At 55.0% G+C, this 19508-nt stretch carries 21 protein-coding genes, 1 tRNA gene and 2 pseudogenes; 4 read left to right on the top strand and 20 right to left on the bottom strand.

The window, feature by feature from the left end; genetic code table 11:
• The first annotated feature begins 3 nt into the window (after positions 1 to 3).
• Positions 4 to 747 (top strand): SDR family NAD(P)-dependent oxidoreductase, encoded by a 744-nt coding sequence (locus C8R31_RS09650; RefSeq protein WP_107693837.1) that lies wholly within the window; start codon positions 4 to 6, stop codon positions 745 to 747.
• A 422-nt stretch (positions 748 to 1169) separates the two neighbouring features.
• On the opposite strand, the gene C8R31_RS16310 is transcribed toward C8R31_RS09650, so the two are convergent.
• Together C8R31_RS16310 and C8R31_RS16305 are read right to left on the bottom strand one after the other, a co-directional pair.
• Positions 1170 to 1334, bottom strand: coding sequence for an ATP-binding protein (locus C8R31_RS16310; protein WP_258192662.1), 165 nt, complete (start codon positions 1332 to 1334; stop codon positions 1170 to 1172).
• A gap of 93 nt (positions 1335 to 1427) precedes the next feature.
• A pseudogene (locus C8R31_RS16305) lies at positions 1428 to 1899 on the bottom strand (transposase); the annotation flags it as partial.
• Between the two features lie 221 nt (positions 1900 to 2120).
• Between C8R31_RS16305 and C8R31_RS09635 the strand changes: the two are divergent.
• The gene (locus C8R31_RS09635; protein ID WP_107693835.1) at positions 2121 to 2753 is read left to right on the top strand and encodes a hydrolase; all 633 of its coding nucleotides are present in this window, start codon (positions 2121 to 2123) and stop codon (positions 2751 to 2753) included.
• Positions 2754 to 3083: 330 nt separating this feature from the next.
• Here C8R31_RS09635 and C8R31_RS09630 read toward each other — a convergent pair whose 3' ends face one another.
• The 5 genes and pseudogenes from C8R31_RS09630 to C8R31_RS09615 form a co-directional block, all read right to left on the bottom strand.
• Positions 3084 to 3380, bottom strand: coding sequence for a nuclear transport factor 2 family protein (locus tag C8R31_RS09630; protein WP_219907498.1), 297 nt, complete (start codon positions 3378 to 3380; stop codon positions 3084 to 3086).
• A gap of 46 nt (positions 3381 to 3426) precedes the next feature.
• Positions 3427 to 4505: pseudogene (locus C8R31_RS16300) on the bottom strand (aldehyde dehydrogenase family protein).
• A gap of 29 nt (positions 4506 to 4534) precedes the next feature.
• Entirely contained in the window at positions 4535 to 4840 is a 306-nt protein-coding gene (locus C8R31_RS16290; RefSeq protein ID WP_219907495.1) for an aldehyde dehydrogenase family protein, read from the bottom strand.
• Positions 4841 to 5112: 272 nt separating this feature from the next.
• Positions 5113 to 5289 (bottom strand): hypothetical protein, encoded by a 177-nt coding sequence (locus C8R31_RS09620; RefSeq protein ID WP_258192661.1) that lies wholly within the window; start codon positions 5287 to 5289, stop codon positions 5113 to 5115.
• A 554-nt stretch (positions 5290 to 5843) separates the two neighbouring features.
• A tRNA-Ser gene (locus tag C8R31_RS09615) sits at positions 5844 to 5936 on the bottom strand.
• A gap of 72 nt (positions 5937 to 6008) precedes the next feature.
• Between C8R31_RS09615 and mltF the strand changes: the two genes are divergently transcribed.
• Both mltF and C8R31_RS09605 read left to right on the top strand, forming a co-directional pair.
• Entirely contained in the window at positions 6009 to 7499 is a 1491-nt protein-coding gene (mltF, locus tag C8R31_RS09610) for a membrane-bound lytic murein transglycosylase MltF (protein ID WP_107693834.1), read from the top strand.
• Between the two features lie 134 nt (positions 7500 to 7633).
• Positions 7634 to 8272: a peroxiredoxin gene (locus C8R31_RS09605; RefSeq protein ID WP_107693833.1), complete on the top strand. Its 639-nt coding sequence runs from the start codon at positions 7634 to 7636 to the stop codon at positions 8270 to 8272.
• Positions 8273 to 8337: 65 nt separating this feature from the next.
• Here C8R31_RS09605 and C8R31_RS09600 read toward each other — a convergent pair whose 3' ends face one another.
• The 13 genes from C8R31_RS09600 to C8R31_RS09540 all read right to left on the bottom strand — a co-directional run bounded on the left by C8R31_RS09600 (position 8338) and on the right by C8R31_RS09540 (position 19434).
• Entirely contained in the window at positions 8338 to 9228 is an 891-nt protein-coding gene (locus C8R31_RS09600; protein WP_107693832.1) for a phosphoribosylaminoimidazolesuccinocarboxamide synthase, read from the bottom strand.
• 27 nt (positions 9229 to 9255) lie between these two features.
• Entirely contained in the window at positions 9256 to 10449 is a 1194-nt protein-coding gene (locus C8R31_RS09595; protein ID WP_107693831.1) for a 5-(carboxyamino)imidazole ribonucleotide synthase, read from the bottom strand.
• Positions 10446 to 10946: a 5-(carboxyamino)imidazole ribonucleotide mutase gene (gene purE / locus C8R31_RS09590; RefSeq protein ID WP_107693830.1), complete on the bottom strand. Its 501-nt coding sequence runs from the start codon at positions 10944 to 10946 to the stop codon at positions 10446 to 10448. Before purE ends, C8R31_RS09595 begins: the two co-directional genes overlap by 4 nt.
• Before the next feature lie 18 nt (positions 10947 to 10964).
• Positions 10965 to 11414, bottom strand: coding sequence for a phosphate-starvation-inducible protein PsiE (locus C8R31_RS09585; RefSeq protein ID WP_107693829.1), 450 nt, complete (start codon positions 11412 to 11414; stop codon positions 10965 to 10967).
• 249 nt (positions 11415 to 11663) lie between these two features.
• Complete coding sequence (locus C8R31_RS09580) at positions 11664 to 12437, bottom strand: HAD family hydrolase (protein ID WP_107693828.1); 774 nt, start codon at positions 12435 to 12437, stop codon at positions 11664 to 11666.
• Positions 12438 to 12471: 34 nt separating this feature from the next.
• A complete protein-coding gene (locus tag C8R31_RS09575) occupies positions 12472 to 13527 on the bottom strand; it encodes an L-threonylcarbamoyladenylate synthase (protein ID WP_107693827.1) in 1056 nt (351 codons plus the stop codon).
• Positions 13524 to 14276 carry an endonuclease/exonuclease/phosphatase family protein gene (locus tag C8R31_RS09570; RefSeq protein WP_107693826.1) on the bottom strand — a complete coding sequence of 251 codons (753 nt, stop codon included), beginning with the start codon at positions 14274 to 14276 and terminating at the stop codon, positions 13524 to 13526. The genes C8R31_RS09575 and C8R31_RS09570 overlap by 4 nt, the downstream gene beginning before the upstream one ends.
• Positions 14277 to 14389: 113 nt before the next feature.
• Positions 14390 to 15490 carry a quinolinate synthase NadA gene (gene nadA, locus C8R31_RS09565; RefSeq protein ID WP_107693825.1) on the bottom strand — a complete coding sequence of 367 codons (1101 nt, stop codon included), beginning with the start codon at positions 15488 to 15490 and terminating at the stop codon, positions 14390 to 14392.
• Positions 15491 to 15641: 151 nt separating this feature from the next.
• Entirely contained in the window at positions 15642 to 16103 is a 462-nt protein-coding gene (gene nudB, locus C8R31_RS09560) for a dihydroneopterin triphosphate diphosphatase (RefSeq protein WP_107693824.1), read from the bottom strand.
• Between the two features lie 95 nt (positions 16104 to 16198).
• On the bottom strand, positions 16199 to 17965 hold the full coding sequence (gene aspS / locus C8R31_RS09555; protein WP_107693823.1) for an aspartate--tRNA ligase: 1767 nt from the start codon (positions 17963 to 17965) through the stop codon (positions 16199 to 16201).
• Positions 17966 to 17995: 30 nt separating this feature from the next.
• On the bottom strand, positions 17996 to 18667 hold the full coding sequence (locus C8R31_RS09550; RefSeq protein WP_107693822.1) for a DUF502 domain-containing protein: 672 nt from the start codon (positions 18665 to 18667) through the stop codon (positions 17996 to 17998).
• A gap of 13 nt (positions 18668 to 18680) precedes the next feature.
• Positions 18681 to 18989, bottom strand: coding sequence for an FmdB family zinc ribbon protein (locus C8R31_RS09545; RefSeq protein WP_107693821.1), 309 nt, complete (start codon positions 18987 to 18989; stop codon positions 18681 to 18683).
• Between the two features lie 250 nt (positions 18990 to 19239).
• Positions 19240 to 19434, bottom strand: coding sequence for a hypothetical protein (locus C8R31_RS09540; protein WP_107693820.1), 195 nt, complete (start codon positions 19432 to 19434; stop codon positions 19240 to 19242).
• Between the last annotated feature and the right edge of the window lie 74 nt (positions 19435 to 19508).

The following is a 19508-nucleotide window of genomic DNA, read 5'->3' as shown; positions in this document are numbered from 1 at the left end:
AGCATGAAGATCTCGACAAAGACACACGAAGGACACATCGCCTTGGTGACGGGCGCCGCCCAGGGTATCGGACAAGCGATCGCATTGGCATTGGCGGAACGAGGTGCGCAAGTGATTGCGACGGACCTCACGCTCCCGCACCAGACCGTGGACAAGATCGGCCGATCGGCGCACGCGTTTCAACTTGACGTGACGGAGGAAGAGGACTGGCGTTCGGTATCCCTTAAGAGCCGCGATATCGGCGAGGTAGATATCGTTGTAAACAATGCGGGTTATTTTCCAAATCGCTCTATCGACGAACTGGACTTGCCGACGTGGCGGAAGACGATGGCCACGAATTTGGACTCACACTTTTTAAGTGTGAAGTATTTCTTACCAACGATGAGGAAGAAGAAGTGGGGCCGCTTCGTCGGCGTATCGTCAAACATGGTTGGCCTGGCCATACCGGGCATGAGCCACTACATTGCTTCAAAAATGGGAATTATCGGATTCATGAGAGGGCTGGCCAATGATGTGGCAAACGACGGTATTACCGCGAACGCGGTTTTGCCGGGCCTGACGAATACAGCGGCAATCCGACCTCAGTCGGAAGACCAGAAGCGCTCCACGTGGGAACAGCAGGCGATCAAGCGGCTCGGGGAACCCAAGGATGTCACTGGCGCAGTTCTATTTTTGACAAGCGACGATGCTGCATTCATCACCGGGCAGGTTATAGTGGTAGACGGAGGTCAATATCGCATCGGGTAGCGCCTGGCGTAGCGTTTTGAAGGCGCGCTCTCGCAGGCACATTTTGTCAGCTGTGCGTGACTGGGTGGATTGCCGATCCATCTGCCACAAGGCGATGTCAATGGCAACAGGTTGGACGTCCCTATTCTATTATTGATAACGTTTTATCAATAATAAAGGATACGTTAGCTTGTCCCAATTCAACGCCTCATAAAAGAGCTATCGACGGTAACAAGAAAGAAAAGAACCGGCTCTCGTTGCTACTCTCCACCCGATCAATCCAATTTCGCTCCTAGCTCAAGAGCATTCTCATAAGTCCTGACGTCCTATGGAATGTCTATTGTAAAGATTTTCCTTGGCCTACTGCGCTATCAACTGCAATGCTTCCGCCATGGCTTTCCGCGACGCTGCGAACATATGGAAGGCCTATACCCCAACCATACTTATCTCCTTTTTTTTGCAGCAGCCGCTCTGTGGAATGTCTGAAATATATCTTCAATGTGTTCGGGGGGAATAGGTTTTCCTTCATTATGTACACTCAGTAGCATGCGCTCATTTATCAAATCGATCTTAATCCGAATAGGGGTGTCGGGGCGGCCGTATTTCACAGCATTGCTAACAATATTTTTCAATTGCCCTTTTCATTGCCTCGCGGTCCCACCAGCCTCTGACCATACTGCCAATAAATTGAAAGCGTGGCCCATGCGTTTTTGATCGGCCACCACGCCGGCTTGACGCACCTCCAGATAAATCATGCCTGCCCATAGCGACGGTGCCCCTCTGCCAATGCTACGATGCAACAGGTCGATAGCGATAGGCGCTGGCACTCATGCCAATTACCCGTAATGCCCGGCGTGCGCTTAATCCTCGGCCGGTCATATGGCGCACCAGGTCACGACGTGACGGTGCGCTCACCACTTTTTTCGCAGGGTCTCCTTCGTGATCTCGCTTTCCAGCATCGACTCGGCAAGCAGATTCTTCAACCGCGTGTTCTCGGCTCCCAACTCTTTTAGCCGCTTCGCATCGGAGACGTTCATTCCCCCAAACTTGCTGCGCCAGAGGTAATAGCTCGCCTCAGAAAATCCATGCCGACGACACAACCGCCACCGGCAACCCAGCTTCGGCCTCTCGTAGAAATCCAATAATCTGTTCTTCCGTGAATCGCTTCTTCATTCCAATCTCCCTTGCATAAGATTGGACTCCAAACTCAGCCGCTACTCAAATTCGGGGGACATCGGGTCTACTCCTAATACTAGGACTAGGGATTACCCGCCGTCACAGAATTTTGGCTTAACTGAGGCAGAACTATGGACCCACTTCCGTTCGCAACACTTGTGTCTCCTATACTGCATGGTGACAACGCCATTTTTAATCACACTATAGGAGAACAGAATATGAAAATCGATCATATCCCCAGTTCCCATTATGAGCACCTTACACGGGATAACGCTGTACTGCTCATTGTCGACCATCAGGTGGGCTTGTATACCGGGATTCGTGACATCGATACGATGCAGTTGAAACACAACATTATCGGCCTCGCGAAGGCTGCCCAAGCGCTCAAGATTCCGATCATTGTGACGACTACTACTGAAAGAATGTGGGGGCCGATGATCCCGGAACTGCAGGAAGCGCTGCCCGGGAATCATCATATCGAGCGGACGACCGTCAATGCCTGGGATGACCCGCGCGTCGTTGGGGCGGTGAAGGCAACTGGTCGCAAGAAACTGGTCATTAGCGGTATCTCGACCGACGTCTGCTTAGCGTTCCCAGCGATTTCCGCCTTGACCGATGGCTACAGCACCTACGCTGTCGTCGATGCTTCCGGTAGCTTCACTAAGGAGCAGTCGGACCTCGGTGTGATGCGAATGGTGCAAGCCGGTGTCATTCCGGTCGGATATTCGAATGTGGCTGTCGAGATTCTGGGCGACAATGCGGCTCCCGAAGCGTCGGCTGTTTATGGGGCATTGAGCATGCCATTTGCGGGACTCGTCTACAACCTGAACGAGTACTTCTCGCACAAATAAGTGCACATTCGATTTTGGCTCTGTTTAAGGGGAGCACATCAGACGCGTTCAGGCTCCGCAGTCACGCTCATTGCCGCACGGAGGGGATCAAAACCGTTGACTCAGGACGTTGCCGTTATCATATCGCATCGTTTACTGGCGCTGGTGCCGGTCGAACAGGTACGCGTTACTTGCAGGCATTGATCGGTTTGACCAGGCCAATGTCCTCAGGATTCGATACCGAGAATCGGCGTATCCAGAGCCTTAGCCGCCTGCACGGGATTGAAATATTAGCGTAGGAATGCGATTTTTCCGTCTGAAGCCCACAGAAATAGCACATAATTCTGGACATTAGAGACGTCCGGTAGACTTGATGAGTGCTTCTGCACTGAATTCGGCGACCGCCACTCCCGAATCAGTTAAAGCGTAGACCTTGGTGTTGAAGAAACGGAAATTTTCTACTGCCTCCAAGAACCAGGTAACATGATTCATCACCTCCTGTGGTCCCGTCAGCCGTGCTGGATGATCAAGGGAGGGCGCATAAGGTAGCTCCCACATGAGATCATCAGCGATCAGTGTCTGCCATTGCTTGTTGTTCCCGACAAACGTCTGGATATGCTGATGTAATAGGTTAAAAGCTGTCGTCATCTAATCCCCCGCCCGGCAAAAAATTGCCGCCACCAATCCGGGGGCGTTACCCGATAATTGCTTTGGGTTCCAGATATGCCTCCAATCCAAACACGCCGAACTCCCGCCCGTAACCCGACTGCTTGAAGCCACCGAACGGGGCCAGTGGGTCATGGAACTCGCCATTAATGCACACGCGGCCAGCATCAAGCTGGTTAGCGACACGGTATGCGCGCGCTTTGTCGCCTGCGGTGATGTAGGCCGCCAAGCCATAGGGGCTGTCGTTGGCGATGGCAACTGCGTCCGCTTCGTCTTTATACGGGATGATCGACAGCACGGGGCCAAAGATTTCCTCTTGTGCAATGCGCATGGAATTCTTCACGTTGGTAAAAATGGTGGCTTTGACGAAGTTGCCAGCCTCCAGACCAGCTGGCTTGCCCGTGCCGCCAGTGAGCAAGGGGGCGCCTTCTTCAATACCGATACGGATGTAGTCCTGCACGCGCTCGAATTGCTTCTGGTTGACCATGGGGCCGATGGTGGTGTCTGCATCCTTCGGGTTGCCGACTTTCACCGTGCCGGCAATGGCGGCCTTGGCGAGTTGGTTCACTTCACTCAGACGATTTTCGGGCACCAGCAGACGCGTGGCAGCCACGCAAGCTTGCCCGCTGTTCATGTAGGCTGCAAGAATGGCCTGCGGAATGGCGGTGGCGAAATCTCCATCCTCCAAGATGATGTTAGGTGATTTGCCGCCCAGTTCCAGCGTTACACGCTTCATGCTGTCCACTGCACCTTTGGCGATGATCTGCCCACCCTGGTGGATCCGGTAAAGGTGATCTTCGTGATGCCTGGACTGCGTGTCATTTCCGCACCCACCACATCACCCGTACCGTTGACGAAGTTCACCACACCCCTAGGCAGTCCCGCTTCGTGAAAGCATTCCGTCAGCTGCGTTTGCTGTGCGCTGAATTCACTGGGCTTGATAACGCAGGTGCAACCCGCGGCAATGGCTGCCGAAACCTTGGTGGCAATGAAGCGCTTGCTAGAGTTCCACGGAATGATGACGCCCACCACGCCCACGCCCTGCAGGCGTACCCGGGAATGGCCGACCTTTGGCTCCAAGTCAAAGTCCTTCAGCAGTTGCGCCATGGTCTTGAAGTCGTCCACTGCAAGGTCGATCAGCAACGAGGTGAAATATAGTGGCAGCCGTATTCGTCGATCATCACATCGATCAATTCCTGCCGGCGGCGTTTCAGAATCTCGTGCATTTTTTCGAGATAGCCGATACGTTCTTCCTTGCTGGTCTGCGCGAAGGTCTTGAACGCCTTCTCAGCTGCAACGATGGCGTTTTGGGTATCGACTTCATCACCCAGCGTCACTTGCGCTACCTTCTCATTGGTGACAGGGCTGAGCAAATCCAGCGTTCGGGTGCCGTGTGGTGTAACGAATTCGCCGTTGATGTAAATCTGATTAAGTTGTTTCATGGTGAGGATTCCTTCCAGTTTTGCTGAGATCAGGTGTTGAGCATGAAGCCGGCCTCGCCTGCAAACGCCACGGATTCGGCAAGTTCCTTTTGCGCTTCCAAGGCATTCAGGCTGCCCACGTAAGCCCGCATCAGCCCCTCACCCTCCGCGCAACCTCTAACTTGAAGCTGGCGTCAAAACTGCCTGTATGCCCCCTGTTTCATCTTCAAACTTCCTCTCAAAGTGAATAATCCACTCATCGAGGTGTCTCCGCCAATTAAACACTACAATATCTATTTTGCCCGCCGCTTAACAGCATAACCATACTGGATAGGCCATTCGGGTTCTATCCCTAACGTGTGTTGCGCCTTGAGGGCCCAGTAAGGTTCCCGCAGTAACTCACGACCGATAAAAACGAGATCCGCTTGACCGCTGGTGATGATCTCATCCGCATATTGCGGGTCGGTAATGAGTCCGAGTCCGCCACCCCGACGTTACCTCGATTATAAATAAACAATAGCTTCCTCAAAAGTAAGCTATTGTTTTATTGTTGCCGACACCAAACGTCGAACTCGGAACCTCCTAATTACAATTCGATTGCTCTGCTGGACGCTCTATTCCAACAATAATTAAGACGGGTAAAAATACGGGTAAAAATGTAATGGTAAAAATCATAAATTCAGGAGTGCTGTTGGTTATACGCCAGTTTACGATGCCCCCTCCCTCCCTAAGCCCCTCGCCTGCTCGAAGCTCCCAACGAAAAATTGGAACCACACCTTGATATCTTGAGAGGCGCTCTCCGCATTTTTTGCACTGATCGAGCACCCAAAGAGGTAGCTGACGCAGCGCTGGTATCCTTCTCCGGGGAAGTGGTAAGTCGGTAGTGTGATAACGCTTGTGTTTTAAGCTAGACTTGAGACAGCTTCTCGACCAAGGGTCATCTCAGCTAATCGCGAAGAAATTGGGGGGTTGGATGATGGGTTAAAAAAATAACCCACTTAACCTATTGTTTTTATAGAGAAACTGGCGGAGAGGGTGGGATTCGAACCCACGTGCCAGGTTACCCTGACCATCTGATTTCGAGTCAGCGCCGTTATGGCCACTTCGGTACCTCTCCGTTGTGTCTGCGACCGCAATTTTACCAGTTTATCCCCGCTTTTTCTCGCACTCGTTCGAGACAGTTGTCAGAATGTTTCCCGATTATGCTTGTCTCTCTACAATGCGCATGTTTCTCCGGTTGCTTACTACCGTCATCGCCTGCGGCCTCTTGCTCACCGCCTGTGATTCGTTCGAAAAACCGGTGTTGCCGTTGGGCCAGACTGATGAGCTGATAGTCCTCACCGTTAACAGTCCCGACACTTATTATGAAAATGCCGAAGGCAACTATGCCGGGCTGGAATTCGATCTCGCTTCTGAATTTGCACGAGATTTGGGCTTAAAAGCAAGGTTTAAGTTGGTACCAAAGCTGGACCAGACTATTTTGCCCCTGGAAAAGCAGCGGGCACACTTCGCCGCCGGGTTGAACATCAGCGCCAAGCACTCGCAGCGCGTGCATTTCGGGCCAGCCTATCAAACAATACAGCCTCAAGTGGTCTACAACACGGATTACCGGCGGCCAAAAAGTATTCAGCAGTTGGCCGGCAGAACGATAGAGATCGCAAGCGGAACGAACCATGCGGAAGCGTTGAACAGAACCAAACTGCAAGTACCCAGGCTGAAATGGACTGAGGTGGACATTACTCCCGAAGACTTGCTCGCGAAACTGGCCGAGGGAAAAATCGACTACGCGGTAGCGGATTCGACTCAGATCAATCTGGCCAAGAATTTTTATCCCAACCTGGATGTGGCATTTGATCTCGGCGAACCCACCGGCAGGGCATGGGCTTTTTCGTCCTATGCAGACCCTGCTCTGCTGGACAAGGCGCGCGAGTTTTTTAACCGCATCGAGCGGGACGGCACATTGATGCGCCTGCTCGACCGGTACTATGGTCATGTTCAGCGTCTGGAACAAACCGACGTGAGCGGCATTTTGGCGAAACGCCGTACTCTGCTGCCGGATTTACGCGGCTATTTTCACGATGCCGAGGAATTAAGCGGAATCGACTGGCGTCTGATTGCTGCGCTGGCCTATCAGGAATCGCACTGGAATCCGATGGCGGTCTCGCCCGCGAATGTGCGCGGCATCATGATGTTGACGGAAACAACCGCGGACCGGATGAACGTCACCGATCGCCTCGATGTGCGGCAGAATATACTTGCAGGGGCGCGTTACCTCCGGGTGCTGAAAGATCGGCTGCCGCCACGCATTACCGAGCCAGACCGTACCTGGATGGCGCTCGCCGCCTATAACCAGGGCTCCGGACATCTGGAGGATGCGCGTATTCTCGCTCAGCGCCTTAACCTGAACCCGGACTCGTGGCTGGACCTCAAAAAAACCCTGCCATTATTGAGCCACAGCAAGCATTTCTCCACCCTGAAGCATGGGTTTGCGCGCGGCGGAGAAGCGGTGATTTTGACGGAATCCGTTCGCACCTACTATGCTATCCTGCAGAAATACGAGGGTGCGCATACATGGGGTTTGCTGGCTGGTCATGATCCCGGTCCAAGCGAGACGAAGAGCCCGATTGCGACAATATTGAATTTCATTTCCCCTGAAACGGCGCCTGAGCCGGCGCGGTGAAAATTAGCTCTCCACTCGTGTTCCTCGTTCATGCTGCGCATAATAATGGTTGAGTCGTTGCCGTAGTCGGGCTATATTGAGATGGTTAAACCCTAACCTAACCACTTTTCACCAATAAAATTTGGGAGGATGTCATGACTTTACGCTTAGGCGATACTGCACCTGATTTCGAGCAAGATTCTTCAATCGGCAAGATCAAGTTTCATGACTGGATAGGCGACTCATGGGCGGTGTTGTTTTCGCATCCCGCCGATTACACGCCTGTTTGCACCACAGAACTGGGCATGACTGCCAAGCTCAAATCCGAATTCGAGAAGCGTAACGTCAAAGCGATCGGATTATCGGTTGATCCGGTGGAGAAGCATGCGGGATGGATCAAGGATATCGAGGAAACACAAGGTTGCAGCGTGGCTTTTCCGATCGTTGCGGATGTGGATAAAAAAGTCGCCGCCCTCTACGACATGATTCATCCAAACCAGTCCGAAACGATGACAGTGCGTTCGCTCTTCATCATTGACCCGAAAAAGAAGGTGCGCCTCATCATCACCTATCCCATGAGCACTGGGCGCAATTTCGACGAGGTTCTGCGCGTTATCGATGCGCTACAACTGACTGATAACTGCTCAGTCGCAACCCCGGCCAACTGGAAAGATGGCGATGACGTCATCATCCCGCTCACCATCCAGGACGAAGCGGTGATCAAGCAAAAATTCCCGAAGGGTTACAAAGCGCCGCGTCCCTATCTGCGTATCACGCCGCAGCCGAATAAATGAGATAGGGCATGTCTTGAGACTTGACTGCTAAAGCGCCGGGTTTCGGGCGCTTTTTTTTATATGAACTACAACACAAGGCGCCGCAGGGCTTCCTCGTATTTTTCCGCGGTTTTGGCGAGCACCTCCGGCGGCAGCGCGGGGGCCGGCGCACTCTTGTTCCAATCCTGTGTTTCCAGCCAGTCGCGCACGAACTGCTTGTCATAGCTGGGCGGGTTGCTCCCGGGCGCATACTGGTCGGCAGGCCAGAAGCGGGATGAGTCGGGCGTGAGCGCTTCATCTATGAGATAAAGCCTTCCCGCTTCGTCCTGACCGAATTCGAATTTGGTATCCGCGATGATGATGCCTTTGGCGAGTGCGTAGTCTGCCGCCTCTGTATAGAGTGCGACCGCTTTGTCGCGCACCTGCGCAGCAAGTTCCTTGCCCAGCAATTGCTCGGCCCGGGCAAATGGGATGTTCTCATCATGTGCGCCGCGTGCCGCCTTGGTCGATGGGGTGAAAATCGCGCCCCCCGGTATTTTCGCGGCTTCCTGTAATCCCCCCGGGAGCGGAATTCCGCAAATCATCCCCGTCCTTGTGTAATCCTTCCAACCGGACCCGACAACATACCCGCGCACGATCGCTTCTATTGCCAAGGACTTCAGGCGCTTCACCACAAACGCCCGCTCCGCCACCTGCTCGCGTTCGCCGTCCGCGACCACCACTTCGGGCGGGATACCGGTAAGATGGTTGGGAATGATATGCGCAAGTTTCTCAAACCAGAAATCGGATAAAGCGGTCAGCAGCCTGCCCTTCCCGGGGACGGGTGTCGGCAGGACCACGTCGAACGCGGAAAGCCGGTCCGTCTGGATGATCAGGAGCTTGTCCTCGTCCACCCCATAAATGTCACGTACCTTGCCTCGGTGCAGAAGCGGCAGGCTTCGTATGTTGGTTTCAAACAGTGCGGTTTCCGTGCTCACGATTTTTTAACTTATATCCGTGCCCATCTAAGGGCGCTCATCGAGCGATTGCTTGATTTCTAGTGCAAGCGACAACGCTGCTTCAGCCGTTTCATCCAGAACGGTGTAGTGCCCCATCTTTCGTCCGGGTCGTGCTTCATACTTCCCGTACAGATGCAATTTCACGTTGGAAAACCTTAGGACGCGTTCCCACTCCGGTTCTCCCCTCTGCCAAAGATCACCCAACAGATTCACCATCACGGCCGCCCCATGCATGGCGGTGCTGCCGAGCGGCATGCCGCAAAGCACCCGCACCTGCTGTTCGAACTGCGAGGTGACGCAGGCGTCAACGGTGTAGTGTCCGCTGTTATGCGGGCGCGGGGCGATTTCATTCACCACCAGCTGATCACCAGCGAGCACAAAAAACTCCACGCATAGCACGCCATGATAATCCAGCTTCTCGGCGATGCTCATGGCGGTGCCACGCGCATGCTGAATCACGGCGGGCGCTAACCCGGCCGGAACAATGCTGACATCGAGTATCCCGTTGCGGTGGCGGTTCTCGGAGACAGGAAATGTGACGGCTGCGCCGTCGAATCCACGCGCCACAATAACCGAGACTTCACATTCCAGCGGCAATAGCCGCTCCAGCACGCATGGTTCCCGGTTAAGGGAGGTAAACGCGGCATCAAGCTCGGATGCGCTGGTTACTCTTACCTGGCCCTTACCGTCGTATCCCAGCCGGCTCACTTTCAGGAGTCCTGGAAACAAATCCTCCAGCCGCCCCGAATGCAGGTGTGACACTCCCCACACTGAGCCGGATGAGCCGGGTGAATAGGATGAGCCTTCCGAACTCTGCGCATTCTCAATGACGGCGTAGGGCGCGACCGCGAAGCCATTCGTCGCCAGAAAGTTTTTTTCCAGAATGCGATTTTGGGCAATCGCGACACTGTTGGCCCCGGGGCTCACCACACAGTGCTGAGCTAATATTTTAAGCGATTCAGCCGGCACGTTCTCGAATTCAGTGGTAATGGCCGCGCAACCGGACCCGAGCTTGCGTAATGCTTCATGGTCGAGGTAATCCGCGTGCAAATGCCGTTCGGCTACGCTGCTCGCCGGGCCGACATCAGACGGGTCCAGCACGGTCACGCGGTAGCCCATGCTTTGCGCCGCCATGGTAAACATGCGGCCGAGTTGCCCTCCGCCGAGAAGCCCCAGCATTGCTCCCGGCCTGATGCTCATGACGGGGGCAGCGGGGGCAGGGTCATTTCCGCAACGATTGCCTTTTGAGTTTCGCGAAACCTGGCAAGAAGCGTGGAAAGCCTTGTGTCTTCGACCGCCAGCAGCGCGACGGCAAACAGCGCAGCGTTGGCTGCGCCCGCCTCGCCGATGGCAAAAGTGGCAACGGGAACGCCCTTGGGCATTTGAACGATTGAAAGGAGGGAGTCGAGACCTTGAAGCTGCCTGGAGGTAACCGGCACTCCCAAGACCGGCAGCGTGGTTTTGGCGGCAATCATTCCCGGCAGATGCGCGGCTCCGCCCGCCCCGGCGATAATGCATTTGAGCCCCCGCCTGGCTGCGGTTTCCGCGTATTCGAACATGCGGTCCGGGGTCCGATGGGCCGAAACGACCTCGGCCTCATAAGGCACGTCAAAATCCTTCAGGACGCTAACGGCGTGCTTCATCACCTCCCAGTCACTATTGCTACCCATCACGACGCCTACCAGGGGATTGCTCATCTTTGTAATCTTCCAGTCTTAATGGTCAGAATCGCGAAGTTTGCCATCCTTGGAGGCCGCTTCCAGATCCTCCAGGTCTTCCAAATAGGGGTAACGCACGTGACCGTAGCGGATGACGAGCACCGCCACCGCGACGAGCACAATCGAGGCCGATACGCCCAATAGGCGGGTATTGTCCATCTCCTTGATGTCCACGATCACGTAGCGCGCCATGGCCACCATGGCGATATAAAGGGGAAACCGCACCGGGAGTTTTCCGGACTCGAAATACAGGCCCACCATTGTCAGAATTTCCAGATAGAGAAACATCAGCAGCAGATCGGCCAAGGTAACCCGGTCATTGCTGATCATCAGCATCGTTTCCTGATAGCCCGCGTATATTGTGGCAACGGCGATAACGATGAGCCCGGCGCTTTCAAAGTAATACAAGGCTCGACGTGAATAATTGGCGGCGCGGGGATGCAGCATGGATTTTTCTTATGAGGAGTAGTCAGAAATTGTAATTGGGCCGAACCTGAAACCAGCTTCACGCGACCGTAACACGAAGTTGGCTAGGTGACGCTAATACTACCTCTTCCATATGACACTGTGACAATTCGAGTGCGACAATTCAAATCTCTCGTCAGTTAAGATCAGGTGTTTGGTAACGCTTCAGGTTGAAAAACCTGCCAGAGAGTCCGGGTCCGCAGAGCGGACTTGAACTCAGCGGGCTTCCGCTTAAGTCTTCAACTTCATCAGAAGTTCGACATCCGCCCAACCGCGATTCGGCTGATCCCCCTTCAGCACCGTGAATGGTTGCGCTGGCTCACCGAGATCCGATAAAACCACGCGCGCTCCGGTGAAATCCTGGAAACGGGTGTAATCGCTGACGGTGACCACGGTGTCGAGTCCGGCGGCGAGCGCCGCACGTAATCCGTTTTCGGAATCTTCTATGGCCAGACACTGTTCAGGCGGCAGCCCCAAACGGTCAAGGACCCAGTGATAAATGTCCGGTTCAGGCTTCTTTCCGGGAACAATATCACCCGCGCCGATAACATCGAACCAGCCGGGAGAGTCTTCCCCCAAGGTGGACTTCAACAGCCCGGTGACATTTTCCGGCGTCGTCGTGGTCGCAATCGCTATTTTTATATTCGCTTCGCGCAATTGCCGTATGAGGCGGGCGACACCTGGACGTAACGGGATTCCACCGCGTTCCAGCGCTTCTACGTAATGCCTTGTTTTAACCTTGTGCAACCGGGCAATCCAATCATCAAGCCCACTCCTGGCCAATTCAGCGGGGGCGTGTTTGTCGATGAAATGGCGGATGCGCTCTTTTCCGCCGGTAATCGCGAGCAATTCGCCATAAAGTTCTACGCCCCATTCCCAATCGAGACCGAGTTCCCGGAACGCGGCATTAAAAGCGGGACGATGTCCATCGCGCTCGGTATCGGCAAGGGTGCCATCAACGTCAAACAATACTGCGCGAACGGCGCTTTTTTCATCTTTCTTCATAACAGAGTCTCGTTTTCGATGTGTATCTACGTGGCTATCGCGCCTGAAGGGCGATCCCGGCACCCGACTGAAGTTCTTCGCTTGGGGTCCCGCTGGCGCGCCGCAAGCGGTCCGCAATGGCGGCCCAGGCTGAACCCGCAGGGGGAATTTCCACCAGCAAGCGGTCCAATCGTTCACTATCCAGCTGCCGCAAGCTCGCATACAGCTGGCGCCCATAACTGACCGACTCCGCTGGCATGGAAAAATGAACCACGTTTTTATTTTTCGCGCCCCCACGCTGGCTCCTGTTTTTCAGAGACCACGTCACGACTGCCACCCGCGATCCGCCCGCTTCCAGTTCAAGGGCACGCTGCCATAATAACTCGGAGCGCCATAGTTCCAATGGCGTGGCGGGTGCGTAATGCGAAGCCAGCGCGCCGGGTACGCGTACTGTCCGCGCCAAAGGTGGCGGCATGACCACGGCTTCACCCAGTATTTCCGCCAACTCTTCCATTGGGATAGCGCCGGGCCGCAGAATGACAGGAGTCTTACCCTCAAACCCGACTATTGTGCTTTCCAGGCCGATTCTGCACGGACCGCCATCGAGAATCATGTCAACAGCGTCTCCCAGCTCCGCCCTTACGTGGGCCGCCGTGGTGGGGCTGATGCGCCCAAACCGGTTGGCCGACGGTGCGGCAACGGCGCGCTCTGGGCCTAGTTCGTGCAGCAGGGCCAGCGCAACGGGGTGATCAGGAACCCTCAATCCAACCGTATCCTGGCCCCCCGTCACGTTTGCCGGCACATGGCGGCTGCGCGGCAGTATCAATGTCAGCGGCCCAGGCCAAAGAAGCTCGGCCAGGCGCAATGCCTGTTCCGGCACCTCCCGTGCCCAATGGTTCAGGCGGGACGCACCGGCGAAATGGACAATGAGGGGATGATCCGCAGGCCGTTTTTTGATTTCAAATACCCGGCGCACGGCAGAGGAGTTGGATATTTCGGCGCCTAACCCATAGACCGTTTCCGTGGGAAATGCCACAACGCCCCCTTCTCTCAGCACGGTTGCAGCTGCTATTATTTCATCCTGCAGGCTATATGATTCCGCAGCAATCATCGGCGAACCATCCTTGCTGTCAGAACCGCATGATCGGAAATTTTCGACCATGGGCGGCCTTGATGCACCTGCGCCTCTTCCACGTGAAATCCGCGCACATAGATGCGATCGAGCCGGAATAGCGGTAGCGCGGATGGAAAACTTCGCGCCACTCTCCCCTCCGTGAGCTCGAAGGCTTCCGACAGTTCAAGCCGCTCAACCAGTACACGGCTGGCAAGTTCGCGCCAATCGTTGAAGTCTCCTGCGATAACCAGGGGCGCCTGTGGCGGCACTAGGCGCTCGATATGCTGTTCCAGTATCTGCAATTGCCGCGATTGCCCGCGCCTGAACAATCCGAGGTGGACGCATATGCAATGCAAATTCTCGGTCCAGCCGGGCAGGCTGATCTCGCAATGCAGCATGCCGCGGTTTTCGAACCGATGCGCGGAAACATCCCGGTTGTCCCAGCGAACGATGGGATAACGGCTGAGAATCGCATTGCCATGGTGTCCCTCATCGTAGACCGCATTTTTTCCATATGCGAATTCCGGCCACACCGAATGGGCCAGAAACTCATATTGAGGGTCGCAGGGCCAGTTGTGAAACCGCTCTGAATGCCCCTTGTGCTCACCCATTACTTCCTGCAGAAAGATAATGTCGGCATTAAGCGTGCGCAAGCTATCGCGCAGTTGATGAACCATTACCCGCCGATTGAAATGGGAAAAGCCCTTGTGAATATTGTAGGTGGCGATATGCAGCTTATTGACCATCGATGACCAGCCGGCTTAACGGAAAAACCCGGGTCGGAAGGTGATCCACATCGCGCCGTTATATCTGAGATTTCTGCTCCCTCCCCACAGAGGGGAAGTGCTGCGCGGTCTCTTCACAACGACACCTCAAGCATCCGCTCCAGGGCCAGCTTTGCCAGCTCCGCCTCGGCTGCCGGAACTCTGATCTGATTCACTACCTTGCCCGCCACCAGGTTCTCAAGCGCCCACGCCAGGTGCTGGGGATCGATGCGGGCCATGGTCGAGCACATGCATATTGTCGATGCCATGAACTGCACTATTTTCCCGTCGGGCTTGAACTCCTCGGCGATGCGGCTGACCAGATTCAACTCGGTGCCGACCAGCCAGCGCGTTCCCTTCTCCGCTTCACGAATGGTCTTGATGATGTACTCCGTCGAGCCCACATAGTCGGAATTTTTGCACACCTCGAAGCTGCATTCTGGATGGGAAATGACTTTTCCCTCAGGATATTGGTTGCGAAAGCGCAGTATGTGCTGCGGTTGGAACATCTGATGCACGGAGCAATGGCCCTTCCATAAAAGTATCTTGGCCTTCCTGATTTGTTCCGGCGTGAGCCCCCCCATTGGCTCATCAAAATCCCACACCAGCATTTCATCCAGGGGAATTCCCAGGTTATGTCCGCTCCAGCGTCCCAGATGCTGATCCGGGAAAAACAATACCTTCTCACGCCGGGAAAACGACCACTGCAATATCTTGGCAGCATTGCTGGATGTGCAAACGATGCCGCCATGTTCGCCACAGAAGGCTTTCAGGTCGGCGGCCGAATTAATGTAGGTGACAGGGATGACCGCCTCGTCGGGATCGAGAACCTCCGCGAGTTCGCGCCAGGCCCGTTCCACCTTGGCGAGATTCGCCATATCAGCCATCGAGCACCCGGCAGAAAGGTCGGGCAGTATGGCGATCTGTTCCGGCTTCGAGAGGATATCCGCCACCTCGGCCATGAAATGCACGCCGCAGAATACCAGATAATCCGCGTCGGTTTCGGCCGCCAGGCGCGAGAGCTTAAGGGAATCCCCGGTCAGATCGGCGTGTTTATAAACATCCGCGCGCTGATAATGGTGCGCGAGTATCACAGCGCGCCTGCCTAGCGCCGCTTTGGCCGCTGCGATGCGCTGCTCGCAGTCATCATCCTTCAGGTTGTCAAAACGTTCAAACGCGATGGCTTCTGCTGGCATGACTACTCCTGTTTTCGTCTATCAACACAAGTAAAAACACAGTATGAGACAAAAATGCTGAACATCAGTTCGTCCTGGAGCGAATCCTGGATGAGTTCCTGAAATGACGCAGCCCGCCAAAGCTCGGCTGAGGCTGGCAGGTAGGAGTCGGTCAGTGCTTTTCAGCGTGGCCTGTCGCGCCCTCAACCACAGCCAGCCTCCTTATCGCCTCCGCATTACTCGGGGAAAAAACCTTTTCCGCGGCCTCCTGCCAGGGCAGCCAGACAAACCCCAGGTGCTCTCTCGCAGCCACCGTGACGAGAATGGGTTCAGGCACCCGTAGGCCGAAGGCATGCTCGGTATTGCGTGTCACCTCCGGGGCGTAGCGCCACCGCCATTCCTCGTAAATGTCATATTCGTTCTGAATCCCCATGTCCGTCAGCTCGTAACGGCTGGCGTCCAGGCCCGTTTCCTCAGCCACTTCGCGTACCGCGGTTTGTTGAAGCGATTCGCCCTCGTTTTGGCTACCGGTTACGGATTGCCAATAACCGGGATGATCGGCCCGCTCAAGCAACAATACGCGCATATCGGGGCTATGGATGACTACCAGAACGGAGACCGGGATCTTGTACATTTTCACCGCAAAAATACCGCGAAAGATCGGGTTGAGAAGTCTTCGGTCTTCAGGCAGAACTGGTCCGTTCGCGGGTTAATTTAACGTTGAATCGTCTACATGTGGCGCAGCTTGATGTGCAGCTCCCGCAACTGTTTCTCGCCCACCGCGCTGGGCGCATGCGTAAGCAGGCATTGGGCACGCTGTGTCTTGGGAAAGGCGATAACATCGCGGATTGATTCAGTGCCCGCCATCATGGCAACGACGCGGTCAAGCCCGAAAGCGATGCCGCCATGGGGTGGCGCGCCATATTGCAGCGCTTCCAGCAAAAAGCCGAATTTTTCGTCTGCCTCATCAGCACCGATATTCAACGCGCGAAATACTTTCGACTGAATTTCCTGACGATGGATACGCACTGAACCGCCGCCAATCTCCGATCCGTTCAATACCATGTCATACGCCTTGGATAAGGCCCTCTCGGGATCGTTTTCCAGCAGATCCTCGTGACCATCCGCGGGAGCAGTAAATGGATGATGCAACGCCTTCCAGCGGTTTTCTTCTTCATCCCGTTCGAACATGGGGAAATCGACCACCCATAGCGGCTTCCACCCAGCTTCGGCGAGACCACGATCATGGCCGGCCTTTGCGCGTAGCGCGCCCAGTGCTTCGTTCACAACGTGGGCCTTGTCTGCGCCGAAGAAGATGAGATCACCGTTTTGCGCGCCGGTACGCTCCAGAACGATGTTCACCACGCTCTCAGGCAGAAATTTCAGTATCGGCGATTGCAAGCCCTCCACCCCTTTTTCAAGGGCATTGACTTTGATGTATGCGAGCCCTTTCGCCCCATATATCGCCACAAAGTTGCCGTAGTCGTCTATCTCCTTGCGTGACAGTTCGCCGCCACCCGGCAGCAGAAGCGCGGCTACCCGTCCGCCAGGCCGTTGCGCCGCTTCGCGGAATACCTTGAAATCCACTTCCCTCATTACATCGGTGAGCTCGGTTAAAACCAGCGGAACGCGCAAATCGGGCTTATCTGAACCGTAGCGTGACATGGCTTCTGCGTACGGCAGGCGCGGAAAAGGGTTCGGCAGATCGATATTCATGGCGCTCTTGAACACGCCGCAAATCATTTCTTCCATCAGCGCCATGATTTGGGCTTCGTTCAGAAAAGACGTCTCGATATCGATCTGCGTGAATTCAGGCTGCCGGTCGGCCCGTAAATCCTCGTCGCGAAAGCATTTGGTAATCTGGTAGTAGCGGTCGAAGCCGGCAACCATCAGCAGTTGCTTGAACAATTGCGGCGACTGCGGAAGAGCAAAAAAATGCCCGACGTTAACCCGCGACGGCACCAGATAATCGCGCGCACCTTCCGGCGTTGACTTGGTGAGCACTGGGGTCTCCACGTCCAGGAAACCGTGCTGATCGAGGAATACGCGAATCGCCATTGCTACCTTGTAGCGCAACCGCAGGTTTGCCTGCATTTGAGGACGCCGCAGATCGAGATACCGGTGCTCCAGCCTCACGGATTCGCTCAGGTTTTCATCGTCCATCAGAAATGGCGGAGTCAACGACGTGTTGAGAATTTCGATAGATTGAACCAGCACCTCAATCTCGCCGCTCACCAGATTCGGATTAACCGTCCCGGCTGGGCGATGCCGCACAGTGCCTGTGACTTTGAGAACAAACTCGTTGCGAATTTTTTCTGCAATCCCGAAAGCCTCCGCATTATCCGGGTCGCATACCACCTGCACCAAGCCTTCTCGATCGCGCAAATCGACAAAAATAACGCCGCCATGATCGCGGCGGCGATGCACCCAGCCGTAAAGCGTAATTGTTCGGTTCAGGTATTTGGTATCGATAAGGCCGCAGTAGTCAGTTCGCATGGCGAGTCGATCAGTGGAAAAGTAAGGGAATCAGGGTTTTTCGCTCGGCGTCGAATTGACGGTGTTGGCGCCATGCAGCAGCACCGCCTGCGATGGGGTAGGATGTTTTTTTCCGTTGCCGGGCGCGACGACGCCCATGGAAATGATGTACTTCAGCGCTGCGTCCACGCTCATGTCGAGTTCGATCACGTCGCTTCTCGGCATCATCAGGAAAAAACCGGAGGTAGGGTTGGGCGTGGTAGGCACATAAACGCTCACGTACTCGCCCTTGAGATGATTGACCACATCGCCCCCCGGCGACCCGGTCATGAACGCGATTGTCCAGGAACCCTGGCGTGGATACTGCACGAGCAGCGCCTTGCGAAAAGCCTCGCCCTGACTGGAAAACAGAGTATCGCTGACCTGCTTGACGCCATAATAGATAGACTTCACCACCGGTATGCGCCACAGCACGCCTTCCCAGAAGACCACCAGCCGCTGCCCGATAATGTTGGTGGTGGCGAGACCGGTCAGGAATACCACAAGCAGGGTCAGCACCGCCCCCATGCCTGGAATGTAGATGCCCACCAGGGTTTCCGGCTGCAGGCTGCGCGGAAGGAGCAACAGCGACTGGTCCATTGTGCTGATCAGAAATTTCAACGCCCAAGCGGTAATACCGAGAGGTACCCAGATCAGGAGCCCAGTGATGAAATAACGTTTCATGTATCGCAGCGGGTTAGTCGTCAACGCAGGCAGGGGATGCCGCCGGCGCAGCCGGGGTAGCGGTGTCGCTCTTCGCCGCACCTGTGTCGCTCTTCGCGGCAGCGCCTGTTTCGGCATCGGGTTTGGATTTAGGCTTTCCGCCATTCTTGAAATCGGTAGCGTACCAGCCGCTGCCCTTCAACTGAAAACCGGCGGCGGAAATGAGCTTGGCATAAGCATCGCTGCCACAGGCGGGGCAAGCCGTGATCGGCGCGTCGTTCACCTTTTGCAGGTACTCTTTTTCAAACCCGCAGGACCCGCAACGGTATTCATATATCGGCATGACATCCTCCAGCAAAAGCGGAATCGAGATAAAAAGGAATTATACCTTAACGAACCCATGAATAAGTTCTCTGCTGAGGACTCGTTCAGCAAAGGTTCCTTACCTGGGGCTAACCGCAAAATACGGGCCGTGAACGCGGTTACAAGTAGAAAGGGTAGAAAAATTACTAAACCAGCATCGCGCCTTCGCGGGACACGGGAAATTGTGCAGATTGATCGGGGATCGGGTAGAGACCAGCTAAGAACCCGGCTTAACTCACATTTATGATGAAATCATCACGGCGATGAGAGCGGAAGGGGTTCTCCTGGCAGAAACGGTCAAAGGCAACGTCCCCCGCTTCGGATTCCGAGCTGGCGTCAACCTCATAATCCGCCAGAACGCCGGTGAAATTGGGGTGAGTGTCGATCGAGGGGGCCACCGGGGTAATAAGAACCTTGTACTTCATACTATCCCTCCGTTTCATGTTTTAGTTAACTCATCTTTTACTCGCCCTTTAAAGAATAGTATGGGCCGAGCTTC

This window comes from Nitrosospira sp. Nsp2 (assembly GCF_003050965.1).
GTDB lineage: Bacteria > Pseudomonadota > Gammaproteobacteria > Burkholderiales > Nitrosomonadaceae > Nitrosospira.
Note: the sequence above shows the minus strand (reverse complement) of the source record. Positions and strands in the feature narration are given on the sequence as shown.